A 21,254-nucleotide genomic window follows, 5' to 3' on the forward strand; every position below is an offset into this window, starting at 1 on the left:
TCATCCCTCGGAGGGGTACCGCACGCCGATCTGTCGGCGGACCTCGTCCATGGTGCGCATGACGCCGACGACGTCGTCGGCGGTCAGCAGCGGACTCTCTCGCTCGCCCGCCGCCACGACCCGTTCGAGTTCGAGCGCCTGGTGGTGCATGCCCCTCAGCCCGTTCTCGTCGGCCTCGTAGCGTTCGACCACGGCGTCGTCCTGATCACGCACCGTGAAGCCCCCGGGCGCGTAGAACGTGTCGTCGACGTCGATGCGACCGGCGGTGCCCAGCAGCGTCGCCGTGTTGCGCCCCGAGGTGTCGAGGGCGGCGTACAGCTGGGCCGTCGCACCCGACTCGTGACCGAGCTGGATCGCGACGCGGGCGTCCACGCCCTGGTCGCTCAGCGTGGCGGCTGCCGAGACCGTCGAGGGCGCCCCGAGCAGGTCGTCCGCGAACGACACCGGGTACACCCCGAGGTCGAGCAGGGCCCCGCCGCCGAGGGCCGGGTCGTTGATGCGGTGGTGGGGATCGGTGGGCAGTGACTGGACGTGCACGGCCGTCAGGAGGCGCACCTCGCCGATGACCCCGGAGCGCACGACCTCGCGTAGTCGCTCGCTCTGCGGCGTGTACCGCGTCCACATCGCCTCGAGGACGACCACGCCGGCCTCGCGAGCGGCCGCGAAGACCCTCTCGGCCTCCGTGGCGTTCACGGTGAAGGCCTTCTCGACGAGGACGTGCTTGCCGGCGGCGATGGCCAGCAGGGCGTTCTCGGCGTGGAACGGGTGCGGGGTGGCGACGTAGACCACGTCGACCTCGGGGTCCGCGACCAGGTCGTCGTAGCTGCCGTGAGCCCCCGGGACCCCGGCACGGTCGGCGAACTCGCGCGCCTTGGCCAGGTCTCGCGACCCGACGGCGGAGACGGTCGACCCCGCCCCCTGCAGGTCGGACGTGAAGGTGGCGGCGATGCCGCCGGCGCCGAGGATTCCCCATCGAAGTGTCATGCGGACTGTCTACCAGTCACCGCCGACGGGGAGGCCCGCGAGGGACGAGGCTCCGTCCCCCGGTTCGTTCAGCAGGCGTACCAGCGACTGGCCGAGCGGACGAAGTCCGGGCTGTCGTCCGGCGCTCCCCCGTGCACGGCGGCGAACCCGACACAGGCGTGGGCGAGGTCTCCGCGGAAGTCCGGTCGGTAGACGGCGTCGCGGTGCGGGGCCGAGGCCCACCACTTGGCGGCGGCGACGTCGCCCGTGGTCGACGTGCCGCCCGCGAGGTTGCCGTCGCAGCCGACCGGGGGCACCCCGTCGCTGCGGACCACCTCGCCCTTGTGCCCCCAAGCGCTCAACGGATCGGGGCTCGGGTCGCCGGCGACCCAGAAGAGGTACTGCTCGAGGCACGCGTCGTACCGCACGTTCGCGGCCGGCAGCAGCCCGAGGCACGCCGCCTGTCGCCGCTCGTCGTACGCCGTCCGGAACGCGTCGAGGTCGGCGGCGGTCGTGCCCGTGGCGCCGCTCGCCGCGTCGGGGGCACCCGTCCCGCCGCTCCCGGCATCGGCGCCGGGCTGCGCGGGCGAGGGGACGGAGGCGCCGGTGGCGTCGTCGACGCACCCCGCGCCTCCCGCGTCCTCGGCCGTGGGGCCCGCCTCGGATGCGGGGTCGCCGCTCGCGAGGACCACCGTCGTCGGTCCGTCGGCCACGCCGGCCGTCGCGAGGGCCGAGGAGTCGCCTCCGGCCCAGACGACGAGGAGGATGCCCGCCAGGACGGCGGCGAGCAGCGCGGTGCAGATCACTCGGAGGGGCATGCGGGCCACCTCCTTCCGGGATCAGGTGGTCGTCGCAGATCGACCGTAGGGCGACGGCACGACGCCCGGGGGCCGTTCGGGGTACAACTCGACGACGCCATCACCACTATTGGGGGCGGAGGGACCGGGACCGGGGCCTCGAGACGGCACGCCCTCGGACGAGAACAGCCCCGGGTCGTGGTGACCCGGGGCTGTGGTGGAGCCGCTTATCAGAATCGAACTGATGACCTTCTCATTACGAGTGAGACGCTCTACCGACTGAGCTAAAGCGGCGGGGCCGACCTCGGCCGGTTGCCCGTGCCTCGCGGCACGATTAGATACTGTACAGGATCAGCGGACCTCACGCGTCACGAGGCGACCGAGCTCGACGAAGCTGGCCTCCATGCGGGCGCGCAGGCTGTACCGCATGTCGCTGAGGTGGTCCACGTCGTCGTCGTCGATCCACTCGGCCCAGGCATGGCGGAGAGTGGCGATGCTGACCAGCGACACCAGGTGCGCGCGGCTGAGCAACGAGGCGTCGACGGCGTCGTCCGCCACCCCCTCGTCGGCCGCCATGCGTTGCGCGACGACGGTCGTCAGTCGCTCCTCGAAGACGCGCGTCGACGCGATGCGACGGGCCAGCAGGTCGGGGTGCGCCCGCAGCACCCGTCGGCGCAGGACGACCAGCTCGCGATCCACCGTGGCCGACTCGACGGCGTGCGTCAGCAGCTGGATCAGGCTCGACAACACGGGCTCGTCGCGTTGGGCCACGAACCGCTCGAGGTCTCGACCGTCCGGCAGCGCGGGCGGATCACCGACGACGGCTTCTTCCTTGGAGGGGAAGTAGTTGAAGAAGGTCCGCGGCGAGACATCGGCCCGGCGGCTGACCATGTCGACCGTCACCGCGTCGAGCCCGTGTTCGACGATGAGGTCGAGGACGGCGACCTGGATCGCTCGTCGGGTGGCCAGACGTTTGCGCTCGCGCAGACCGGGGGCGGCGTTCGGGTCGCTCATCAGGCCATCATCGCTCATGCCGCCGGGGAAAGGGGTGGACGCCCCCTCGCCGATCCGGCGCTCGCGCCGGTGCCGCCGGGCCGGTGCCGCCGGGCCGGTGTCCCCCGGCGCCGGTGTCGCCGGCGCGGGTCAGCGGGTGGCGTGACGGCTGACGACCACCAGCATGGCTTCGAGCGCCATGGCCGGCGACACGTTGGCCTCGATGCGGCGGCGGGCCAGGGCGATCGCGTCGAGGACGGCCAGGGTCGCGGCCGGCGTGGAAGCGGTCGCGGCGGCGTCGAGCTGTGCCCGGATGGCCTCGTTGATGGGCTGCTCGTCGACGCCCAGCTGCAGCAGCAGGACGTCTCGGTACAGCGAGAGGAGGTCGACCATGATGCGATCGATCCCGTCGCGGAGGCTCCGGGTCGCTCGGCGTTTCTGGTCGTCCTCGAGGGCGCGCAGTTGGCTTCGCAACGCCGGAGGCACGGTGCCACCCGGCTCGACGCCCAGGGAGCGCAGGGCGCTCGCCCGTTCTTCGGCGTCACGCTCTTCCGTGATCGCCTTGGCGTCGTCGCCGGCCACCGCGAGCAGGGTCGCCGCCGCGATGACGGCGTCCGAGACGCTGCGGATGCCCAGGGCGGTCTCGAGGGTCTGACGACGTCGCGACCTCGCCGAGGAGTCGAGCGCCAGGCGCCGCGCCATGCCGATGTGGCTCTGGGCCTCCCGGGCCGCCACGAGGGCGATCTCGGGCTCCACCCCGTCGCGGTCCTCGAGGAGCGCGGCGACGTCGGCCACGGCGGGCATGCGGAGGCGCACGCTGCGGACGCGGGAGCGGATCGTCGGGATGAGGTCGGCCTCACTCGGGGCGCACAGCAGCCAGACCGTCCGGGGTGGCGGCTCCTCGAGCGCCTTGAGCAGGAGGTTCGAGGTGCGCTCGGTCATGCGGTCGGCGTCCTCGATGACGACCACCCGGTAGCGACCCACCGACGGCGAGAACTGGCTCGCCGCGACCAGGGACCGGACCTCGTCGATCGTGATGATGATGCGTTCCGTGCTGAGGACCGCGAGGTCGGGATGCGACCTCGCGGCGACCTGCCGGAGGGTCGCCTCCTCGTCGGCCGGCTCTCGTGAGAGCAACGCGGCCGCGAAGGCGTAGGCGAGGTTGGAGCGACCCGAGCCGGGCGGGCCGGTGATGAGCCACGAATGGGTCATCGAGGCGTTGCCGGGCTGGGTGGAAGCCGCCGCGGTCAACGCCTCGATGGCGTCGGGCTGACCCGTGAGGTGTTCCCAGAGGGGCATGGTCAGCGTGCGCCCTCGACTCGAGGGCCTACCCCGCCGGTCACTCGGCCGCCGGGGCCTTCGGGGCCGACGTCTTCGCGGCCGGCGCCTTCTTCGCCGCGGTGGTCGTCTTGGCGGTGGCCGTCTTCGCGGTGGTGGCCTTCTTGGCCGGTGCCTTTGCCGTGGTGGCCTTCTTGGCGGGTGCCTTCTTGGCCGGAGCCTTCTTGACGGCCGCCTTGGGTTTGGCCGGACCCTTGGCCCGCTTGTCGGCGAGCAGCTGGACGGCGCGGTCGAAGTCGACCTCTTCCACCGTCTCGCCCCGCGGGATGGTCGCGTTCGTCTCGCCGTCGGTGACGTACGGGCCGAACCGGCCGTCCTTCACCTTGATGGGCTTGCCGCTCACGGGATCGGCCTCGAACTCCTTCAGGGCGCTGCTGGCCTTGCGGGCACCGTACTTCGGCTGGGCGTAGAGCTCGAGCGCCCCGGGCAGGTCGATCTCGAAGATCTGGTCCTCGCTCGTCAACGACCGGGTGTCGGTGCCCTTCTTGAGGTAGGGGCCGTAGCGCCCGTTCTGCGCCTGGATCTCGTCGCCGCTCTCGGGGTCGGTGCCGACGGTCCGGGGCAGGTCGAGCAGCCGCAGCGCCGTGTCGAGGTCGACCGTGTCGACGCCCATGCTCTTGAAGAGCGACGCCGTGCGTTCTTTCGGAGCGGCGGCCTTCTTGGCGGGGGCCTTCTTCGCCGGAGCCTTCTTGGCCCCGGTCGTGGTCGCCGCGGCGGCGGACGACGGCTCGGTCACCTCTCCCGTCGCCGGGTCGGCCGTGATCTCGTCGGTCGCCGACTCGGGGGTCCGTTCGGTCACGTACGGGCCGAAGCGGCCGTCCTTCGCGATGACCTCCTTGCCCGTCTCGGGGTTCAGACCCAGTACGCGGTCGCCGACGACGGGGGCGTCGATGAGCTCGCGTGCCTTCTCGGCCGTCAACTCGTCGGGGGCGAGGTCCTCGGGCACGTTGACCCGACGGGGCGTCTCGGGGTCGTCGCCCGGCGCCTCGAGGTAGGGGCCGTAGCGACCGATGCGCAGGGTCACGCCGTCGGCGAGCACGATGGAGTTGATGTCGCGCGCGTCGATCTCGCCCAGGTTGTCGATGACCTTGCGGAGACCACGGTGCGACTCGTTGCCGAAGTAGAAGCCGTTCAACCAGTCCACGCGGTCGGCGTCGCCGCCGGCGATGAGGTCGAGGTCGTCCTCCATGCTGGCCGTGAAGTCGTACTCGACCAGGTCGGCGAAGTAGTCCTCGAGCAGACGGACCACCGAGAAGGCGATCCAGTTCGGGACGAGGGCCGTTCCGCGAGGGGTGACGTAGCCACGGTCGACGATGGTCGACATGATGGCGGCGTAGGTCGAGGGGCGTCCGATGCCGAGCTCTTCCAGGGTCTTGACGAGGCTCGCCTCGGTGTAGCGCGGCGGTGCCGACGTGTCGTGGCCCTTCGCCTCGACCTCGTCGAGGCCGAGGGCCTGACCGGCGGTCAGCGGGGGCAGCTTGGCCTCGGCCGGCTCGGCGGCGCCGTGGCGGTCCTCGTCACGACCCTCTTCGTAGGCGTTGAGGAACCCGCGGAACGTGATCACCGTGCCGGACGCGGCGAACTCGGCGAGCGTCCCGGCGGCGGCGCGGGGCGCGATGCCCTCGACCGGTCCCGAGGTCGTCGCCGCGACGACGACCGAGGCGGTCGAGCCCTTGGCGTCCGCCATCTGCGAGGCGACCGTGCGCTTCCAGATGAGGTCGTAGAGCTTCCAGTCGTTGCCCCGCAGGACGTTCTGCATCTCGGACGGCGTCTTGAAGGTGTCACCCGACGGACGGATCGCCTCGTGCGCCTCCTGGGCGTTCTTGCTCTTGCCCGTGTACAGCCGAGGCTTGTCGGGGACGGTGTCGGACCCGTAGAGCTTGGCCGCCTGGCTGCGCGCCGCACCGATCGCCTGCTGCGACAGCGCCGGCGAGTCGGTTCGCATGTAGGTGATGTGGCCGTTCTCGTAGAGCGACTGCGCGACGCTCATGGTCTGTCGGGCCGAGAAGCGCAGCTTGCGCGCTGCCTCCTGTTGGAGGGTCGACGTCGTGAAGGGAGCTGCCGGACGACGGGTGTAGGGCTTCGAGTCCACCGAGCCGACGAGGATCTCGACGTCCGAGGAACCCAGCGCCTCGGCGAGCGCCCGCGATGCCGCCTCGTCGAGCGCGACGGCCTCGTTCTTCAGGCGGCCCCGGTCGTCGAAGTCGCGCCCCGCGGCCACGCGTCCTCCGTTGACGCGGACGAGGCGTGACCCGAAGGCGACCTTCGCCTCCCCCTCGGCCGCGACGGGCTCGAAGGTCGCGGTGAGGTCCCAATAGGAGGCGGAGACGAAGGCGAGGCGCTCACGCTCGCGGTCGACGACGAGACGGGTCGCCGCCGACTGCACGCGTCCGGCTGAGAGGCCGGGGCCGACCTTGCGCCACAGCACGGGCGAGACCTCGTAGCCGTAGAGGCGGTCGAGGATGCGACGGGTCTCTTGCGCATCGACCAGGGCGGTGTCGAGGTCGCGGGTGTTCTCCTGTGCCTTCTGGATGGCGTCCTTGGTGATCTCGTGGAACACCATGCGCTTGACCGGCACCTTGGGCTTGAGCTCTTGCAGGAGGTGCCACGCGATGGCCTCGCCCTCGCGGTCCTCGTCTGTCGCGAGGTAGAGCTCGTCGGCGTTCTTCAGCGCGCGCTTGAGGTCGGAGACCGTCTTCTTCTTGGCGTCGGAGACGACGTAGTAGGGCTCGAAGCCGTTCTCGACGTCGACGGAGAACTTGCCCATCGACCCCTTCTTCAGCTCGGCCGGGAGGTTCTTGGGCTCGACGAGGTCGCGGATGTGACCGACGGAGGCCAGCACCTCGTATCCGTCGCCGAGGTACTGCCCGATCGTCTTGGCCTTGGCGGGCGACTCGACGATGACCAGTTTCTTCGTGCCTGGCACGGGACTCCTTGGGTGGTGGTGCGGCGACCCGGTCCGACGGACCGGGCGAGGGGCTGCAGGGCGAGGACGGGGTGCTCGATCGCTCCCACCGACCCCGAGGAACGTCGGGAGCCGTGCAGCCGACAGCCACACCATACACACCCGACGCCCGGGCCCCCTTCACGGGCCGCCGCCCCGGGACGGGGCCGTCGCGGGCGGCGGACCGGCGGTCGCCCGGGCCCCGACGCCGAGGGGACCGAAGGTCGTCGAGACCTCCACCGTGACCTCCGCATCCGCGACGACGCAGGCCGAGAGAGAGACGCCGTTCGCCTCGGCGGTCGCGGCGGCGCGGTCGCAGGCAGCACCGACGACGGCCCCCGACAGGGCGTCGGCTGCGGCGAGCGCCGACGCGTCGGCCGCCCCGGCCGTGCGCGACCGGACCGCGAGGGCCGAGTGCGATCCGACGAGCGCGACGGCGAGGACGGTGATCGTCACGAGCCCGCCGGCCGCCAGCACGCTCGAGCTGCCGCGGTCGCTCCCGAGGAGCTGGCGGACGGTCATCCCCCGGCCCGCGGTGCGCAGCTGCGGGAGGCCAACGCGACCTCGCCGACGAGACCGAGCCGTACCTGCCGGCGGAGGTCGACGCAGACGAGGTCGGCGGTGACGGACTCGGACACCGCCGCGCCCGGCGCCAGCCGGGCGAGGGTCGGGCCGACCGAACCACGGTCGCCCCGGGCGGTCTGGCGGGCGACCACGGCGGCGGCGTCCGCGAGGCGGACCGACTGCGAGGTCACGCCCAGGCTCGCCGCGACGAACGAGACGACCATGATCAGGGCGGGCATCGTCATCGCGAACTCGACCGTCGCGCTTCCCCTCTCGTCGTCCACTCGACGGAGGAGACGGACGAGGCACGCACGGACCCCGGTCGCCACGGCGATCACCCGACCGACAGGGCGGACCGGACCAGGTCGGAGAGGATGCTCCGGACCTCGTCCGACCTCATGATCGTGACGAGCAGGCCGGCGAAGCCCACCGCGGCCATGATCACGATCGCGTACTCGGCCGTGGCGGCACCGTCGTCGGCCCGGGCGACGCGACGCGCGACCGAGGCGAGGCGGCCGAACGGGGCGAGGAGGCCGGCCGGGGAGGCACGGCGAGCAGGGGACGGAGGGCCTGACGTGGGGACGGCGGGCGACGGGGTCTCGGCAACGGTCATGATGTTCCTCTCGTGGGTGTCGGCACCTCATCGGTGACGTTCCGAGCCTGGCGGCATTCCACGGACGGCCTGCAGACGTCGCTCCGCGCTGGGGACGACCGATCACCAGGAACCCGCTGTGGACGACACGAGCGAGACGACCAGCGGCACGACCCCGATGACCAGGAACGCCGGAAGGATGCATACGCCGAGCGGCAGCATCAGGGTGACGCCGAGGCGGCCCGCGGCGGCCTGGGCGGCCGTCCGGGCCTCCAGCCGCAGCTCGCGGGCCTCGGAGCGCAGGAGCAGCCCCGCCGGTGCCCCCGCACGACGGGACAGGTCGAGGACCGCCTCGCACCGACGCCGCTCGACCCGGTCGGCGGACTCGCCGACCGGGCCCGCGCCTCCTGGTGGTTCGGTGACCGAGGCCTCGATCCCGCACGAGACGATCGCCTCGTCGACGGTGGCGAGGCCCGCCGACCACGAGGCTCCCCCGGACAACGCCACGGCGAGGAGTTCGGGGCGCAGGCCCGGCACCCTCGACGACGGGAGGGCGCCCCGCACGAGTCGGGCGTTCCACCGACGGGCGACCATCACGAGTCCTCCGGCGACACCGACGCACGCCCAACCGATCGGGGTGCCGACGAGCACCGCACCGGTGTCGAAGCCCAGCCCCAGGGAGAAGAGGAGGCCCACCGGCGGGAGGGCGAGGACAACGTTCGCGGTCGCCCGTGGCCCGCTGAGGGCGACCTGGACGTCACGGCGTGCCTCGTCGGCCGACCGGAGGGCCGACACGAGGGAGTGGAGGCAATCGGCCATCGGGGCCCCGCTCGTCTCGGCCACGCGCCAGGCGCAGGCGACCTGCCTCCAGGTGCGGTCGTGCCCGTCGGGGTCCTGGGCACCCTCGAAGGGTCGGGTGTCGAGCCGGGACACGAGGCTCGTCGACACCGCGACGCCGTCGCCGCCGTCGAGCGCGACCGCCTCGGCGAGCCGTCGGATCGCGCCCGGGGGTTCGGCCGCGCCGACGTGGCCCCAGGCCCTCGCGGGCGCGACCCCTGCACCGATGAGGACGGCGAGGCGTTCGACCAGGACGGCGGCCGGCGTGAGTCGTGACCGCCGCGTCCTCCGGCGCCCGGGGCCCGGACTCCCGGAACGACGGCCCGGACCACCGGTCACCCCCGTGACCCCGTCCGCGCGACCAGGCGCCCCTCGGGCGTCACCGCGAGATGGCCGATCTCGGCGAGCCTCCGACGACCGTCGCGTCGCTCGAGGTGGAACACGGCGTCGATCGCGCTGACGGCCTGCCGGGCGAGCGCGTCCACCCCGAGCCCGGCGAGTGCCCCGAGAGCCTCGAGTCGGGCGGGGACGTCGTCCAGACCGTTGGCGTGGACCGTGCCCGCGCCTCCGTCGTGCCCGGTGTTCAGGGCCGAGAGGAGGTCGCGGATCTCCGGCCCACGGACCTCGCCCACGACGAGACGGTCGGGTCGCATCCGCAGCGCCTCGCGGACGAGACGGGACAGGTCGACTCCACCCGCTCCCTCGAGATTGGGCTGCCGCGTCTCGAGCGCCACGACGTGTGGATGGCGTGGCCGCAACTCGGCGACGTCCTCGATGGTCACGATGCGGTCGGAGACGGGAGCCTCGGACAACAGTGCGGCGAGGAACGTGGTCTTCCCGGCCCCGCCCGACCCGCTGACCAGGACGTTGGCACGGCGCTCCACGCAGCCGATCACCGCCTCGAGGGCCCCCGCGGGGAAGAACCCCCGACGATCGAGGTCGAGGAGCGACATCGACTCGACCCGGGGCACCCGGATCGAGAGCGCCGTCCCCGCGACCGCCAGCGGAGGCAGGACGACGTGGACCCGGAGACCGTCGCCCAGGCGCACGTCGACGCACGGGCTCGACTCGTCGACGTGGCGTCCCCCGAGCGAGACCAGGCGTACCGCGACCTGCCGAGCCGATGCCTCGGAGAGATGGATGCTCGTCTCGGGCTCGGCCCCGTCGCCGCGATCGACCCAGACGCCCACGCCGCCGGTCACGAAGACGTCGGTGACGGCCGGATCGTCGAGGAGGCGCCCCAGGGGCCCGAAGGCGGAACGCTCGGGTCGAGCGAGGCGCCCTTGTACCCCGAATCGAGCGTCTGTACCCCGGTCCAGGCCGAGTGCCGGCACGGGAGGCAGGGCGAAGCGGGAGGGAGGGTGACGGAGGGTGAGGGACGGGTGATCGGCGGTGTCGACCTGAGGCGCATGGGACATGGTCCCGACGGTAGGCAGCGTCTCGTCAGCACAGACAGATCGGTAGAGCACCGTGGGGACGGATCGTCGATGAACGCCCTTGGGGACGAGCCGTCCATCCACCCGGGCGACCGCCGGGTTAAAAGAGAGGGGCGGCACCGGTTGGGGGGAACCGGTGCCGCCACGTGCGCCGGGCGATTGGGGGGAATCAGCACGACGCACGTCGGAATTGAATCCGACTCGCCAAGTGTACCCCAGGTCGGCTCCGGAACACCACGTCGTCCGGCCTCCCCCCCGCGCGCGGCCCGCCCTTGCCCGGTGGGACCTCCGGAGTAAGGTCGTCGGCGCGGCTCCGAGCCGCGGTTCACGCAACGACGCGAGAGGACTTCCGATGCTCGACGGCACCGACGACCAGCCCACCGAAGGACGCACCTTCGCCCCGCCTGCCGACTTCGTCCGGACGGCCGTCGCCGGCTCGGACCTCGCCGCACGAGCCGCCGCCGACCGGCTCGCCTTCTGGGGTGACCAGGCCCGCGAGCGGCTCACGTGGGACCGGGTCCCGACCGAGACGCTCGACTGGTCGGACGCGCCCTTCGCCCGGTGGTTCGCCGACGGAACCCTGAACGTCGCCTACAACTGTCTCGATCGTCACGTCGAGGCAGGGCACGGGGATCGCGTCGCGCTGCACTGGGAGGGCGAGCCCGGTGACGCCCGCTCGGTGACCTACGCCGAGCTCACCGACGAGGTCAAGCGCGCGGCGAACCTGCTGCTGTCACTCGGCGTGCAGGCGGGCGACCGCGTCGTCGTCTACCTCCCGCAGATCCCGGAGGCCGTGGTGACCATGCTCGCCGTGGCCCGGATCGGAGCGGTCCACTCGGTCGTCTTCGGCGGCTTCAGCGCCGAGAGCCTGCGCGCGCGCATCGACGACGCCGGTGCTCGCCTGGTCGTCACGGCGGACGGAGGCTGGCGCAAGGGAGCGGTCTCCCCGCTCAAGGCCGCCGTGGACGAGGCCCTGGCGGTGGACGGCGACTCGACGGTCGAGCACGTCCTCGTCGTCCGGCGAGGCGGCAACGACGTCGACTGGACCGACGGACGCGACGTCTGGTGGCACGACGCGATCGACACCGTGGACGCCGAACACGTCGCCGAACCGTTCGAGGCCGAGCACCCGCTCTTCATCCTGTACACGAGCGGCACGACCGGGAAGCCCAAGGGCATCCTGCACACCTCCGGGGGCTACCTCACGCAGGTCGCCTACAGCCACTCCGTCGTCTTCGACCTGCACCCCGAGACCGACGTCTACTGGTGCACGGCGGACGTCGGGTGGATCACCGGGCACAGCTACGTCGTCTACGGCCCGCTCGCCAACGGTGCGACGCAGGTGCTCTACGAGGGCACCCCGGACTTCCCCGCGCCGGGCCGCTGGTGGGACCTCGTCGAGAAGTACGGGGTGACGATCTTCTACACCGCCCCCACGGCCATCCGGGGCTTCATGAAGTCCGGGAGGGAGATCCCGGCGGCCCGCGACCTGACGTCCCTGCGCCTCCTGGGGTCGGTCGGCGAGCCCATCAACCCGGAGGCCTGGCTGTGGTTCCGCGAGGTGATCGGCGCCGGCCGGACGCCCATCGTCGACACGTGGTGGCAGACCGAGACGGGTGCGCAGATGATCTCGGCGCTGCCGGGTGTCACCACCACCAAGCCCGGATCGGCCCAGACCCCCCTGCCGGGCATCTCGGTCGACGTGGTCGACGACCACGGCACCCCGGTGGCGAACGGCGAGAGCGGCCTCCTGGTCGTGTCCGAGCCGTGGCCGTCGATGCTGCGAGGCATCTGGGGTGACCCCGACCGCTACGTCGAGACGTACTGGAGCCGCTTCGGCGACCGCTACTTCGCCGGCGACGGTGCCCGCCGCGACGAGGACGGCGACATCTGGCTGCTCGGCCGGGTCGACGACGTGATGAACGTCTCGGGTCACCGTCTGTCGACCGCCGAGATCGAGTCGGCCCTCGTGTCGCACCCCATCGTCGCCGAGTCGGCGGTCGTCGGTGCCGCCGACGAGACCACGGGTCAGGCGGTGGTCGCCTTCGTCATCCTGCGGAACAAGGCGAGGACGACGCAGACCCCCGAGGAGGCGGTGGCCACCCTGCGCGCGCACGTCGCCCACCAGATCGGCGCGATCGCGCGACCGCGCACCGTGGTGCTCGTCGACGAGCTGCCGAAGACGCGCTCGGGCAAGATCATGCGCCGCCTGCTGAGGGACGTGGCGGAGGGCCGCGAGGTCGGCGACACGACCACGCTGGCGGACACGTCGGTCATGTCGGTGATCACCGCCGAGATGCGCTGACCCCGGCGCGACGACGGCCCCTCCTCGTCGCGAGGAGGGGCCGTCGTCACGACCGGACGAGGAGGCGCGTCAGCGGACCTCGAGGACGAGTTCGACCTCGACGGGCGAGTCGAGCGGCAGCACGGCGACCCCGACGGCGCTCCGGGCGTGACGCCCTGCCTCGCCGAAGATCTGCCCGAGGAGGTCGGACGCGCCGTTGATCACCCCGGGCTGGCCGGAGAAGTCGGGATCGGAGGCGACGAAACCGGTCAGCTTGACGACGCGGACGACGTCGTCGAGCGAGTCGAGCACCGTCGCCGCGGCGGCCAGGGCGTTCAGCACGCAGGTCGCGGCCAGCGCCTGCGCCTCGGCGGGCTCGACCAGTCCGTGACCGTCACCCACCTTGCCCGTGGTCGGCAGCTGACCGTCGACGAACGGCAGCTGCCCCGCGGTGTAGACGAGCGACCCCGTGCGGAGGGCCGGAACGTACGAGCCCGCGGGTGCCGCGACGGGAGGGAGGACGAGACCGAGCTCGGCCAGTCGCTCGTCGACCGTCGTCATCAGGCGTCCTGCCGAGGGCGCTTCAGCCACGCGACGGGACCACCCTCGGGCCCCTGGGTCACCTGGACGAGTTCCCATCCGTCAGAGCCCCAGTTGTTGAGGATCGCCGTGCTGTTGTGCACCAGCAGGGGCGTCGTCGTGTACTCCCAAAGGACCATTTCGGCTTCCGTTCAGCTTGAAAATCGGCGATGTCGCTTACCCTGATCCTATGTCTGCCCAAAAATCGAAGCCCACGTCAGCCATCGGGGCACTCTTCGGATTCGTCGGCTTCAGCGTCCTGGCCGGCCTCCTGGTGACCATCGGCGTGACGCCGGCCATCGCGGTCGCCGGCATGACGGCCTCGAGTTCGATCGGCGTCTTCGAGTCGATCCCCGAGTACATCGAGATCGGCAAGCTGCAGCAGCGCAACACGCTGTACGCGAGCCAGGGCGGGCAGCAGGTGCCCTTCGCGACCCTCTACAGCGAGAACCGCGTCGAGCTCAAGTGGGACCAGGTCAGCGAGAACTTGAAGACCGCCGTCGTCGCCGGTGAGGACCGTCGCTTCTACGAGCACGGCGGGGTCGACGTCACCTCCCTCGTGCGCGCGGCAGTCGGCTCGGCCGGGGCCGGCGAGCTCGGCGCGAGCGGTGGTGGCTCGACCCTGACGATGCAGCTCGTCCGCAACATCCGCATCGCGCAGTCGCAGCAGCTGCCGACCGCGGACGAGCGCGACGCCGCCTACAAGGAGGCGACCACGACGACCCTCGACCGCAAGCTGGAAGAGATGAAGTTCGCGATCGGGCTCGAGAAGAAGTACAGCAAGGACGACATCCTGCTGGCCTATCTCAACATCGCGTACTTCGGCGACCAGACCTACGGCGTGCAGGCCGCCGCACAGCACTACTACAACAAGAGCGCCGCCGACCTGACCGTCCCCGAGGCCGCGAGCCTCATCGCGATCGTGCAGTACCCGGACTCGCGCAACATGTCGACGCCCGAGAAGTACCCGGCCAACAAGGCCCGGCGCGACGTCATCATCAAGTCGATGCTGGCCGAGAAGGACATCGACCAGGCGACGGCCGATGCTTCCCTCGCCACCCCGGTCGAGAGCTACGTCGTGTTGACGGCGCCCACCCAGGGCTGCGGCGCCGTGACCGTCGCCTCGGCGGCGTACTTCTGCGACTACGTGAAGAAGAGCATCAAGGACCTGGCCGTCCTCGGCTCCACGCCCGAGGAACGCCAGGCCAACTGGAACACCGGCGGGTACAGCGTCTACACGACCCTGAACCTCGACCTGACCGAGAACGCCAAGGCACAGATCGACAAGTTCGCTCCGGCGTCCGAGAGCCGCCTGAAGCTCGGCAGCGTCGTGGACTCCGTCGAGGCCGGGACGGGCCGCGTCATCGTGATGGCGCAGAACACAGCCTTCTCCGAGGTCGTGAGCCCTGACCCGACGCTGACCTCGGTCAACTACAGCACGGACTACGACTACGGCGGATCGGGCGGATTCCAGCCCGGATCGACCTACAAGCCCTTCACGCTGATCGACTGGATCGAACAGGGCCACGGAATCTACGAGTCGGTGAACGCCAAGCCCCGGACGTTCAACATGACGATCAACGGCAGCCGTGGCAACAAGTACTCGCCGAAGAACGACGCGGGCGAACAGCCCGGCCAGATGAGCGTCGCCGACGCCACCGCCAAGTCGATGAACACGGCTTACGCCGCCATGGCGGAGAAGCTCGACATCGCCGACATCCAGGGCGTCGCGAAGAAGCTCGGCGTGCACCGTGCCGACGGTGCTCCGCTGCACGACTACGCGTCCGCCATCCTCGGCTCGGCCGACGAGATCGCACCCTTGACGATGGCGGCGGCCTACGCCGGCATCGCCTCGGGTGGCACCTACTGCGCGCCGATCATCGTCGACAACATCAAGGACGCCAACGGCGCCGACCTCGGTGGCCAGCCCCAGTCCTGCAACCAGGCGGTGGACCCCCAGGTCGCCGCGGCCGCGGCCGTCGCCATGCAGGGACTGTGGCGGAACGGTACGGCGGTCGGCGGTCTCCCCGCCGACGGGTACCCCGAGATCGGTAAGACCGGTACCACCGACGCCAAGGACCAGATTTGGATCGCCGGTGCCACGACGAAGCTCGCCACCGTGGTCTGGCAGGGAAACGCCGACGGTGGCAAGAAGAGCCTCCGCACGGTGACGTCCCCGAACCAGAGCCGTTTCGGCAGCTACGCGAACGCCCGACCGCAGTACTTCAAGGCCGTCCAGAGCGTGAACAACACCGTGTATCCGGGAGGCGCCTTCGGTGAGGCTTCGGGCGCTGTGCTCCGCGGCTCGGGCGTCGCCGTGCCCGACATGGCCGGCACGACCCCGTCGGCGGCCCAGGCGCTGCTGAGGGGCGTCTCCCTGGCCTACGCGGACGGTGGCACCCAGCCGTCGGCCCTGCCCGCCGGGCAGGTCATCGGCTCGGACCCCGCCGTCGGCAGCGTCGTGTCGAAGGGCACGACCGTGAAGGTCTTCACCAGCGACGGCAGCGGCGCGGCCGCGGTCCCGGACGTGACCCGGCAGAAGGTGGGCGACGCGGTCAAGTCGATCGGCGGAGCCGGATTCGACGCGTCCAAGGTGTCCATCGCGGGTTTCACGCCCGGAGACGGGAAGAACGCCTGCCAGGTCGCCTCGACGAATCCTGCCGCCAACACGTCCGTCGCGAAGGACTCGGCCATCGGGCTGACCGTCTACGGCGACAAGGACGGCAACGACCCGGGCAACTGCGCGTGAGCCCACGGAGCACCGGCGGGCCGAGCGCCCTCCAGACGACGGCCGTGACCGCAGCAGCGGGCGCGGCCGTCGGCCTCGGGGCGCTTGCCTGGGGCGTGTTCGTCGAACGCAACCGGTTCACCGTGCGGCACGAGGTGTTGCCCGTCCTCGAGCCCGGCTCCCGGACGCTGACGATCCTGCACCTGTCCGACCTGCACCTGGCACCCTGGCAGGCCGAGAAGCAGGAATGGATCCGCGGCCTCGCCGTGCTCGAACCCGATCTCATCGTCAACACGGGCGACAACATCGGCCACGAGGACGCCCACACCGCGCTCGAGTACGCCCTCGAGCCCTTCCGAGGCGTCCCCGGGGTCTTCGTCAACGGCTCCAACGACTACTACGGACCCTCCCCCAAGAACCCCCTGGCCTACTTCGGCGGCCCGAGCAAGGCCCACCGCACGCCCGTCGACCTCGACGTCGACCGGATGCAGTCGTTCTTCACCGACCAGCTCGGCTGGCTCGACCTGAACAACAGGGCCCGTGCGCTCGAGATGCGAGGCTCGCGCCTCGAACTCTTCGGGGTCAACGACGCCCACCGCGGCTGGGACCGCCTCGATCGCATCCCCGGTGCCCTCGACGACCTCCGCGAGAACGTGGGCTGGCAGGACGACCACGGTGGACCCGAGCCCATCAGCATCGGCGTCACCCATGCGCCGTACCAACGCGTGCTCAACTCCTTCGTCAACAACGGTGCCGACGTCATCTTCGGCGGGCACACCCACGGCGGACAGGTCCAGGTGCCCGGCTACGGTGCCCTCGTCACCAACTGCGACCTGCCGCGCAGCAAGGTCAGCGGTCTGACGACCTGGAGCCACGCCCGCAAGACCGCACACCTCGAGATCTCGGCCGGTCTGGGCACCTCGATCTACGCCCCCGTGCGGTTCTCGTGCCGCCCCGAAGCCGTGATCGTGACCCTGACGGCCTGAGCACGACCGGAGTGACACGAGCAGGCCCGAACATGGGCTATTCTTGTCAGGTTGCTTCACGTGAGAACGCGAAGACATCGGGGTGTGGCGCAGCTTGGTAGCGCGCCTCGTTCGGGACGAGGAGGTCGTGGGTTCGAATCCCGCTACCCCGACCACAACAAATGGCTCCACCTTCGGGTGGAGCCATTTGTTTCTCTCTGCTCGTTGGTTCGCCCTGCGGGCGACACGAATCGGCGCCACCTTCGGGTAGGGCCGGTTTCTTCTCGTGTTCGCCGCTTCGCCGGTTCACCCTCGGGCGACACCGGTCAGGCGAGGCGGCCGCCGGACTCGGCGAGATAGCAGGCACCGCAGAGCGACTCGTATGTCACCTGCTGACCGTCGATCGCCACTTGGTCGCCGTCGAAGACGAACCGGTCACCGACCGTGCGCGCCGTGAAGACCGCCTTGCGACCGCAGCGGCAGATCGTCTTGAGCTCTTCGAGCGAGTGGGCCACCTCGAGCAGTCGCCGGCTACCGGGGAAGGCCACCGTGCGGAAGTCCGTCCGGATGCCGTAAGCCAGCACGGGGACGTCGTCGAGGATCGCGATGCGCAACAGGTCGTCGATCTGGTGCGGCGCCAGGAACTGCGCCTCGTCGACGAGCAGACAGGCCAGGCTCGAACCCGTCTCGGCCCGGACGGCGTCACGGCGGGCCGAGAAGACCTGGCGGACCTCGTCGTCGGGGGCGAAGGTGACGTCCGCGGCCCGGGTCACGCCCAACCGAGAGACGATGGCGTCGTCACCCTTGGTGTCGACGCCCGGCTTGGCGAGCAGGACCCGCTGACCGCGTTCTTCGTAGTTGTAGGCCGCCTGCAGCAGAGCCGTGCTCTTGCCGCTGTTCATCGCGCCGTAGCGGAAGTAGAGCTTGGCCACTACTGCAGGTAACCGTCTTCGGCGGCCCGACGGATGAGCTCGGACTTCTTGCTGGCCGGCCGGTTGGCCTTGGCGTACTTCTCGCGGACGCGCCGGAGGAACGTCTTCGCCGTCTCGTACTGCACGTTCATCTGCGCGGCGACCTCGTTGGTGCTGAAGCCCGAGACGTACAACCGGAACGCCTCGGCCTCACCGGCGCTGAGCTTGGGTCGGGTCTGGTTCGCGGCGCCGGCCGGCAGGGGACGCCAGTCGCGCTGCGGGGAGTTGTCGCGGGCCACGCCCATGACCTGGCGGGCCGCGTCCATCACCTCGCGCATGGGCAGGGTCTTCGACAGGAACGCCGACGCCCCCGCCTCGAGGGCACGCTCGCGGGACTCGCGGGTGTCGAGACTGGACAGCACGACGACCTTGGCCCCGGCGGCCCGGCAGGTGCGCACGCGGGCCTCGATCGAGACGGGCTCTTTCAACTGGAAGTCGAGGAAGACGAGGTCGGTCGGGAAGTTGTCGCTGTGCACCAGCTGCAGCCAGGTGTGCGCCGTCAGGACGAGGTCGAAGTCGTAGGCGTTGACGTTGATCCAGCTGCTGAGGCTGTCGAGGAGCACCTCGTGGTCGTCGAGGATCGCGAGCCGGACGCGACGAGCGGGCGGTGCCTCGGAACCCGGGCCGACGGTGGCCCAGGAAGGTGATGCGACGGGCCTCCCGAAGCCCGGACGGTGGGACGAGCGGCCGCTCGGCTCAGTGCTGGTCATAAGAAAACCTTAGTGTCAGAAGCGACGGCGCCCGATCGACCCGCAGGTCGCCCGAGACGAGGCGCAGCACGGTCAGACAGGGGGCGAGCGACCGTCGTGCGGCGACGGCCGAGGCCCCGGACGCGAGCTCGATCGTGATGCCGACCCGCGCCTCCTCGGCCTCGAGCACGACCCGGAGCGAGCGGACGTCGGCGGCCTCGACGTCGTCCACCGTCGCGACGAGGGCCCAGAGGGCGGTGCGGTGCCCGGGGCCCAGGAGATCGGCGAGCCGGTCGGGGTCGACGACCTCGGCGGGCACCCGGCGGCCGGGTGCGGCGAGACGCCGGGCCAGCCACGTCGCGTCGGCGTCGGCCACCAGGGAGGCGCGCAACGCGTCGGCCACGCGCCGGGCCTCGTCGGCGTCCCCCTCGACGATCCGGCCGGATTCGACGAGCCGCGCGAAGAACGGCACCACCTCGCGGTTGAGGACGGTGACACGGTCCTGCTGGACCGACCGGGCGAGGGTCACCCTGAGGTCGTCGGTGCTGGCCCTGCGGAATCCCGTGGCCCGCGAGATCCACCCCTCGACATGGGCCACGAAGACCCCCGAGAAGGTCGCCGACGCGGCGGTCAGGGCGAGCAACGGGGTGAGGGCGACGACGACGTACGACGCGGTGGGCACCGGTGTGACGAAACCCGGCGCCTCGACCAGGACCACGAGGGCGAGGACCACGGCCACGGCGCCTCCGGCGGCGAGGATCTCGCGTGCCGAGCGGTACGGGGCCACCCCGAGCAGGAGCACCCCGGAGACGATCCCCGCCCAGTCGTCCCGGACGAAGGGATTGCTGCCGGAGGTGGCCAGGGCGGACAGGACACCCGCCACCGCACACGTCGCGGCGACGCACCAGAGCGCCCGCGGCCCGAACGGTGCCCGCAAGGGGCCGGCCGACACGACGAGTGCGACGCCACCCGCGGCCACGGCGACGAGTGCACCGACCGCGGCCCCCGGCGAGGACACGTCGGAGGCCCGCAGCAGCGTGCCGACCACGGCGACGAGCAGGGCGGCGAGGGCCGCCCCGAAGGTGATCGGTCGGGCCGCCAGGGCGCCGAGGGGGTCGACCTGCTGGGGTGATCGATCGGACGCGCGCCCGAGGGCACGAGGAGGGGCGGGGAAGGTCACGCGGGCACCCCGTCCTCGGTGGCGATGTCGCCGACCACCGGCGCCCCGGCGGCGAACGGGACCCGCAGGACGATCGACGTCCCGCTGCCGGGGGACGACCAGACCTGCACGTGACCGTGGACGCGTGTGAGACGGCCCTCGACCGACGCCGTCAGTCCGAGACGGTCGGGGGCCACCGCCGCCGTGTCGAAGCCGACTCCGTCGTCGATCACCATCACGGTGAGGTCGGTGCCGTCGCCGAAGACGACGAGCTCGGCCCGGTCGACCCCGCTGTGGCGGCTCACGTTCACGAGGCACTGTGCGACCGCCAGGCCGAGGGCGTCCCCGGTGACGGGGTCGAGGCGACCGACGGCCGAGACGTCGCCGGTCACGGCCACCTCGAGGCCGCCCGATCGCGACTGCTCGACGGCCGCGTGCAGTCGGCTGGCCTCCCAGCCGTCGGCGGCCGTCACGGCGGCCTCGGAGGGCACCGACCCCGGTGAGAGCCAGTCGCGCCCCACGAGGAGCTCGAGATCGGCCGCGATCGACCGCGCGGTGTCGGGCGACAGAGGACCGGGGCGGGCGGTGGCCACGGCCGCGAGATGCCCGAGGATCGTGTCGTGGACGAGGGCCGCGGCCTGCTGCTCGATGTCGACACGGATGCCCTGCACCTGCTGCTCGAGTGCGGACCGGTGCAGCCGCGGCTGAGCCGACCGCGCGCGTCCCCGCGACGCCTCGGCGTGACCGGTCACCACCGCGACCAGGACGAAGGCCAGCAGGGCGGTCACGTCGAGCCGCAGGGAGGCCCCCGTGTGCCAGGTCGCCAGCTGCGTGGCGAGCTCGCCGGCCGCGTAACCCGCCGCTGCCCAGAGGAGTCCCCGGCGGGGCCCGACGGCGGTGCTGCCGACCATGATGAGGGCGATCTTGGGCAACGAGAGCGAGAACGCGTCCGACGCCTGCACCGCCGCGACCTGCGAGAAGAGGGTGACGGCGTACCAGTAGAGGGCGGCGGTCCCGACGATCAGGTAGGCGAGGTGGGCCGTCGTGGAGCGCTTGCGCTCGACGACGACGAGCAGGACGACCATCGGGAGGAGCGAGACCAGAGCGGGCCAGAGCAACAGATCGGGCGTGGCGGCCTGTTTCGTGAGCAGGAGGGCAGCCGCCGCCGCGAGGACGGTGGCCGCGATCGCATGGCAGGCCCTCGACACCGAGTCACCGAGCGCCGTCGGCGCCAGGTGGGCGGGGAGGCCGAGCAGCATGGGGCCTCCTCGGCTCGTTCGTGGTCAGGACAGATCATGACAGAAGCCGGACCTGGGCTGTACCCCGACATGTGGGGCCAGTGCGGGTGTCGCGCAGGCAGACCCGCTCTTCTTGTGCCCCGTTCTGGTCGAACGGGGCACGACACCCCGTGCCGA

At 71.4% G+C, this 21,254-nt stretch carries 19 protein-coding genes and 2 tRNA genes; 4 read left to right on the forward strand and 17 right to left on the reverse strand.

The features are described from left to right. The 11 genes from HQQ78_RS04695 to HQQ78_RS04745 all read right to left on the reverse strand — a co-directional run bounded on the left by HQQ78_RS04695 (position 1) and on the right by HQQ78_RS04745 (position 10,446). The gene (locus HQQ78_RS04695) at positions 1-984 is read right to left on the reverse strand and encodes a Gfo/Idh/MocA family protein (protein WP_173151254.1); all 984 of its coding nucleotides are present in this window, start codon (positions 982-984) and stop codon (positions 1-3) included. Between the two features lie 68 nt (positions 985-1,052). Further along, complete coding sequence (locus tag HQQ78_RS04700) at positions 1,053-1,781, reverse strand: hypothetical protein (protein WP_173151255.1); 729 nt, start codon at positions 1,779-1,781, stop codon at positions 1,053-1,055. 197 nt (positions 1,782-1,978) lie between these two features. Continuing rightward, positions 1,979-2,054, reverse strand: a tRNA-Thr gene (locus tag HQQ78_RS04705). 57 nt (positions 2,055-2,111) lie between these two features. Then, positions 2,112-2,774, reverse strand: a complete 663-nt coding sequence (locus HQQ78_RS04710; RefSeq protein ID WP_055971509.1) for a TetR/AcrR family transcriptional regulator — start codon at positions 2,772-2,774, stop codon at positions 2,112-2,114. A gap of 129 nt (positions 2,775-2,903) precedes the next feature. Beyond that, positions 2,904-4,052, reverse strand: coding sequence for a DNA polymerase III subunit delta' (locus tag HQQ78_RS04715; RefSeq protein ID WP_159826189.1), 1,149 nt, complete (start codon positions 4,050-4,052; stop codon positions 2,904-2,906). Between the two features lie 40 nt (positions 4,053-4,092). Further along, positions 4,093-7,017, reverse strand: coding sequence for a type I DNA topoisomerase (gene topA, locus HQQ78_RS04720; RefSeq protein ID WP_371740355.1), 2,925 nt, complete (start codon positions 7,015-7,017; stop codon positions 4,093-4,095). Positions 7,018-7,176: 159 nt separating this feature from the next. Further along, complete coding sequence (locus tag HQQ78_RS04725; RefSeq protein ID WP_173151259.1) at positions 7,177-7,557, reverse strand: Rv3654c family TadE-like protein; 381 nt, start codon at positions 7,555-7,557, stop codon at positions 7,177-7,179. Next, entirely contained in the window at positions 7,554-7,883 is a 330-nt protein-coding gene (locus HQQ78_RS04730; RefSeq protein ID WP_148053633.1) for a TadE family type IV pilus minor pilin, read from the reverse strand. Before HQQ78_RS04730 ends, HQQ78_RS04725 begins: the two co-directional genes overlap by 4 nt. A 50-nt stretch (positions 7,884-7,933) precedes the next feature. Next, on the reverse strand, positions 7,934-8,212 hold the full coding sequence (locus HQQ78_RS04735; protein WP_173151263.1) for a DUF4244 domain-containing protein: 279 nt from the start codon (positions 8,210-8,212) through the stop codon (positions 7,934-7,936). A 102-nt stretch (positions 8,213-8,314) separates the two neighbouring features. Next, entirely contained in the window at positions 8,315-9,367 is a 1,053-nt protein-coding gene (locus HQQ78_RS04740) for a type II secretion system F family protein (RefSeq protein ID WP_173151264.1), read from the reverse strand. Next, positions 9,364-10,446 carry a TadA family conjugal transfer-associated ATPase gene (locus HQQ78_RS04745; RefSeq protein ID WP_173151266.1) on the reverse strand — a complete coding sequence of 361 codons (1,083 nt, stop codon included), beginning with the start codon at positions 10,444-10,446 and terminating at the stop codon, positions 9,364-9,366. Before HQQ78_RS04745 ends, HQQ78_RS04740 begins: the two co-directional genes overlap by 4 nt. Positions 10,447-10,816: 370 nt before the next feature. Here HQQ78_RS04745 and acs point away from each other — a divergent pair, with 370 nt between their 5' ends. After that, the gene (gene acs, locus HQQ78_RS04750) at positions 10,817-12,769 is read left to right on the forward strand and encodes an acetate--CoA ligase (protein ID WP_173151268.1); all 1,953 of its coding nucleotides are present in this window, start codon (positions 10,817-10,819) and stop codon (positions 12,767-12,769) included. Positions 12,770-12,838: 69 nt separating this feature from the next. Here the strand turns inward: acs and HQQ78_RS04755 are convergent, their stop codons facing one another. Together HQQ78_RS04755 and HQQ78_RS04760 are read right to left on the reverse strand one after the other, a co-directional pair. Further along, the gene (locus HQQ78_RS04755) at positions 12,839-13,309 is read right to left on the reverse strand and encodes a RidA family protein (RefSeq protein ID WP_173151269.1); all 471 of its coding nucleotides are present in this window, start codon (positions 13,307-13,309) and stop codon (positions 12,839-12,841) included. Further along, positions 13,309-13,467 carry a hypothetical protein gene (locus HQQ78_RS04760; protein WP_167599048.1) on the reverse strand — a complete coding sequence of 53 codons (159 nt, stop codon included), beginning with the start codon at positions 13,465-13,467 and terminating at the stop codon, positions 13,309-13,311. The genes HQQ78_RS04755 and HQQ78_RS04760 overlap by 1 nt, the downstream gene beginning before the upstream one ends. A gap of 50 nt (positions 13,468-13,517) precedes the next feature. On the opposite strand from HQQ78_RS04760, the gene HQQ78_RS04765 reads away from it, so the two are divergent. The 3 genes from HQQ78_RS04765 to HQQ78_RS04775 all read left to right on the forward strand — a co-directional run bounded on the left by HQQ78_RS04765 (position 13,518) and on the right by HQQ78_RS04775 (position 17,196). Then, the gene (locus HQQ78_RS04765; RefSeq protein WP_159826175.1) at positions 13,518-16,076 is read left to right on the forward strand and encodes a transglycosylase domain-containing protein; all 2,559 of its coding nucleotides are present in this window, start codon (positions 13,518-13,520) and stop codon (positions 16,074-16,076) included. Positions 16,077-16,120: 44 nt separating this feature from the next. Then, a complete protein-coding gene (locus HQQ78_RS04770) occupies positions 16,121-17,041 on the forward strand; it encodes a metallophosphoesterase (protein WP_123570827.1) in 921 nt (306 codons plus the stop codon). Between the two features lie 78 nt (positions 17,042-17,119). Beyond that, positions 17,120-17,196, forward strand: a tRNA-Pro gene (locus HQQ78_RS04775). Positions 17,197-17,346: 150 nt separating this feature from the next. Here HQQ78_RS04775 and HQQ78_RS04780 read toward each other — a convergent pair. From HQQ78_RS04780 to HQQ78_RS04795, 4 genes are read right to left on the reverse strand one after another with little or no spacing between them, the layout of a single operon-like run. Further along, positions 17,347-17,952: a thymidine kinase gene (locus HQQ78_RS04780; protein WP_056046465.1), complete on the reverse strand. Its 606-nt coding sequence runs from the start codon at positions 17,950-17,952 to the stop codon at positions 17,347-17,349. After that, positions 17,952-18,701, reverse strand: coding sequence for a response regulator (locus tag HQQ78_RS04785; protein WP_082460304.1), 750 nt, complete (start codon positions 18,699-18,701; stop codon positions 17,952-17,954). The genes HQQ78_RS04780 and HQQ78_RS04785 overlap by 1 nt, the downstream gene beginning before the upstream one ends. Then, the gene (locus tag HQQ78_RS04790; RefSeq protein WP_173151270.1) at positions 18,688-19,860 is read right to left on the reverse strand and encodes a hypothetical protein; all 1,173 of its coding nucleotides are present in this window, start codon (positions 19,858-19,860) and stop codon (positions 18,688-18,690) included. Before HQQ78_RS04790 ends, HQQ78_RS04785 begins: the two co-directional genes overlap by 14 nt. Beyond that, entirely contained in the window at positions 19,857-21,098 is a 1,242-nt protein-coding gene (locus tag HQQ78_RS04795) for a sensor histidine kinase (protein ID WP_173151271.1), read from the reverse strand. The genes HQQ78_RS04790 and HQQ78_RS04795 overlap by 4 nt, the downstream gene beginning before the upstream one ends. Positions 21,099-21,254 lie beyond the last annotated feature (156 nt).

The sequence above is a fragment of the Frigoribacterium sp. VKM Ac-2859 genome, assembly GCF_013204925.1.
Lineage (GTDB): Bacteria > Actinomycetota > Actinomycetes > Actinomycetales > Microbacteriaceae > Frigoribacterium.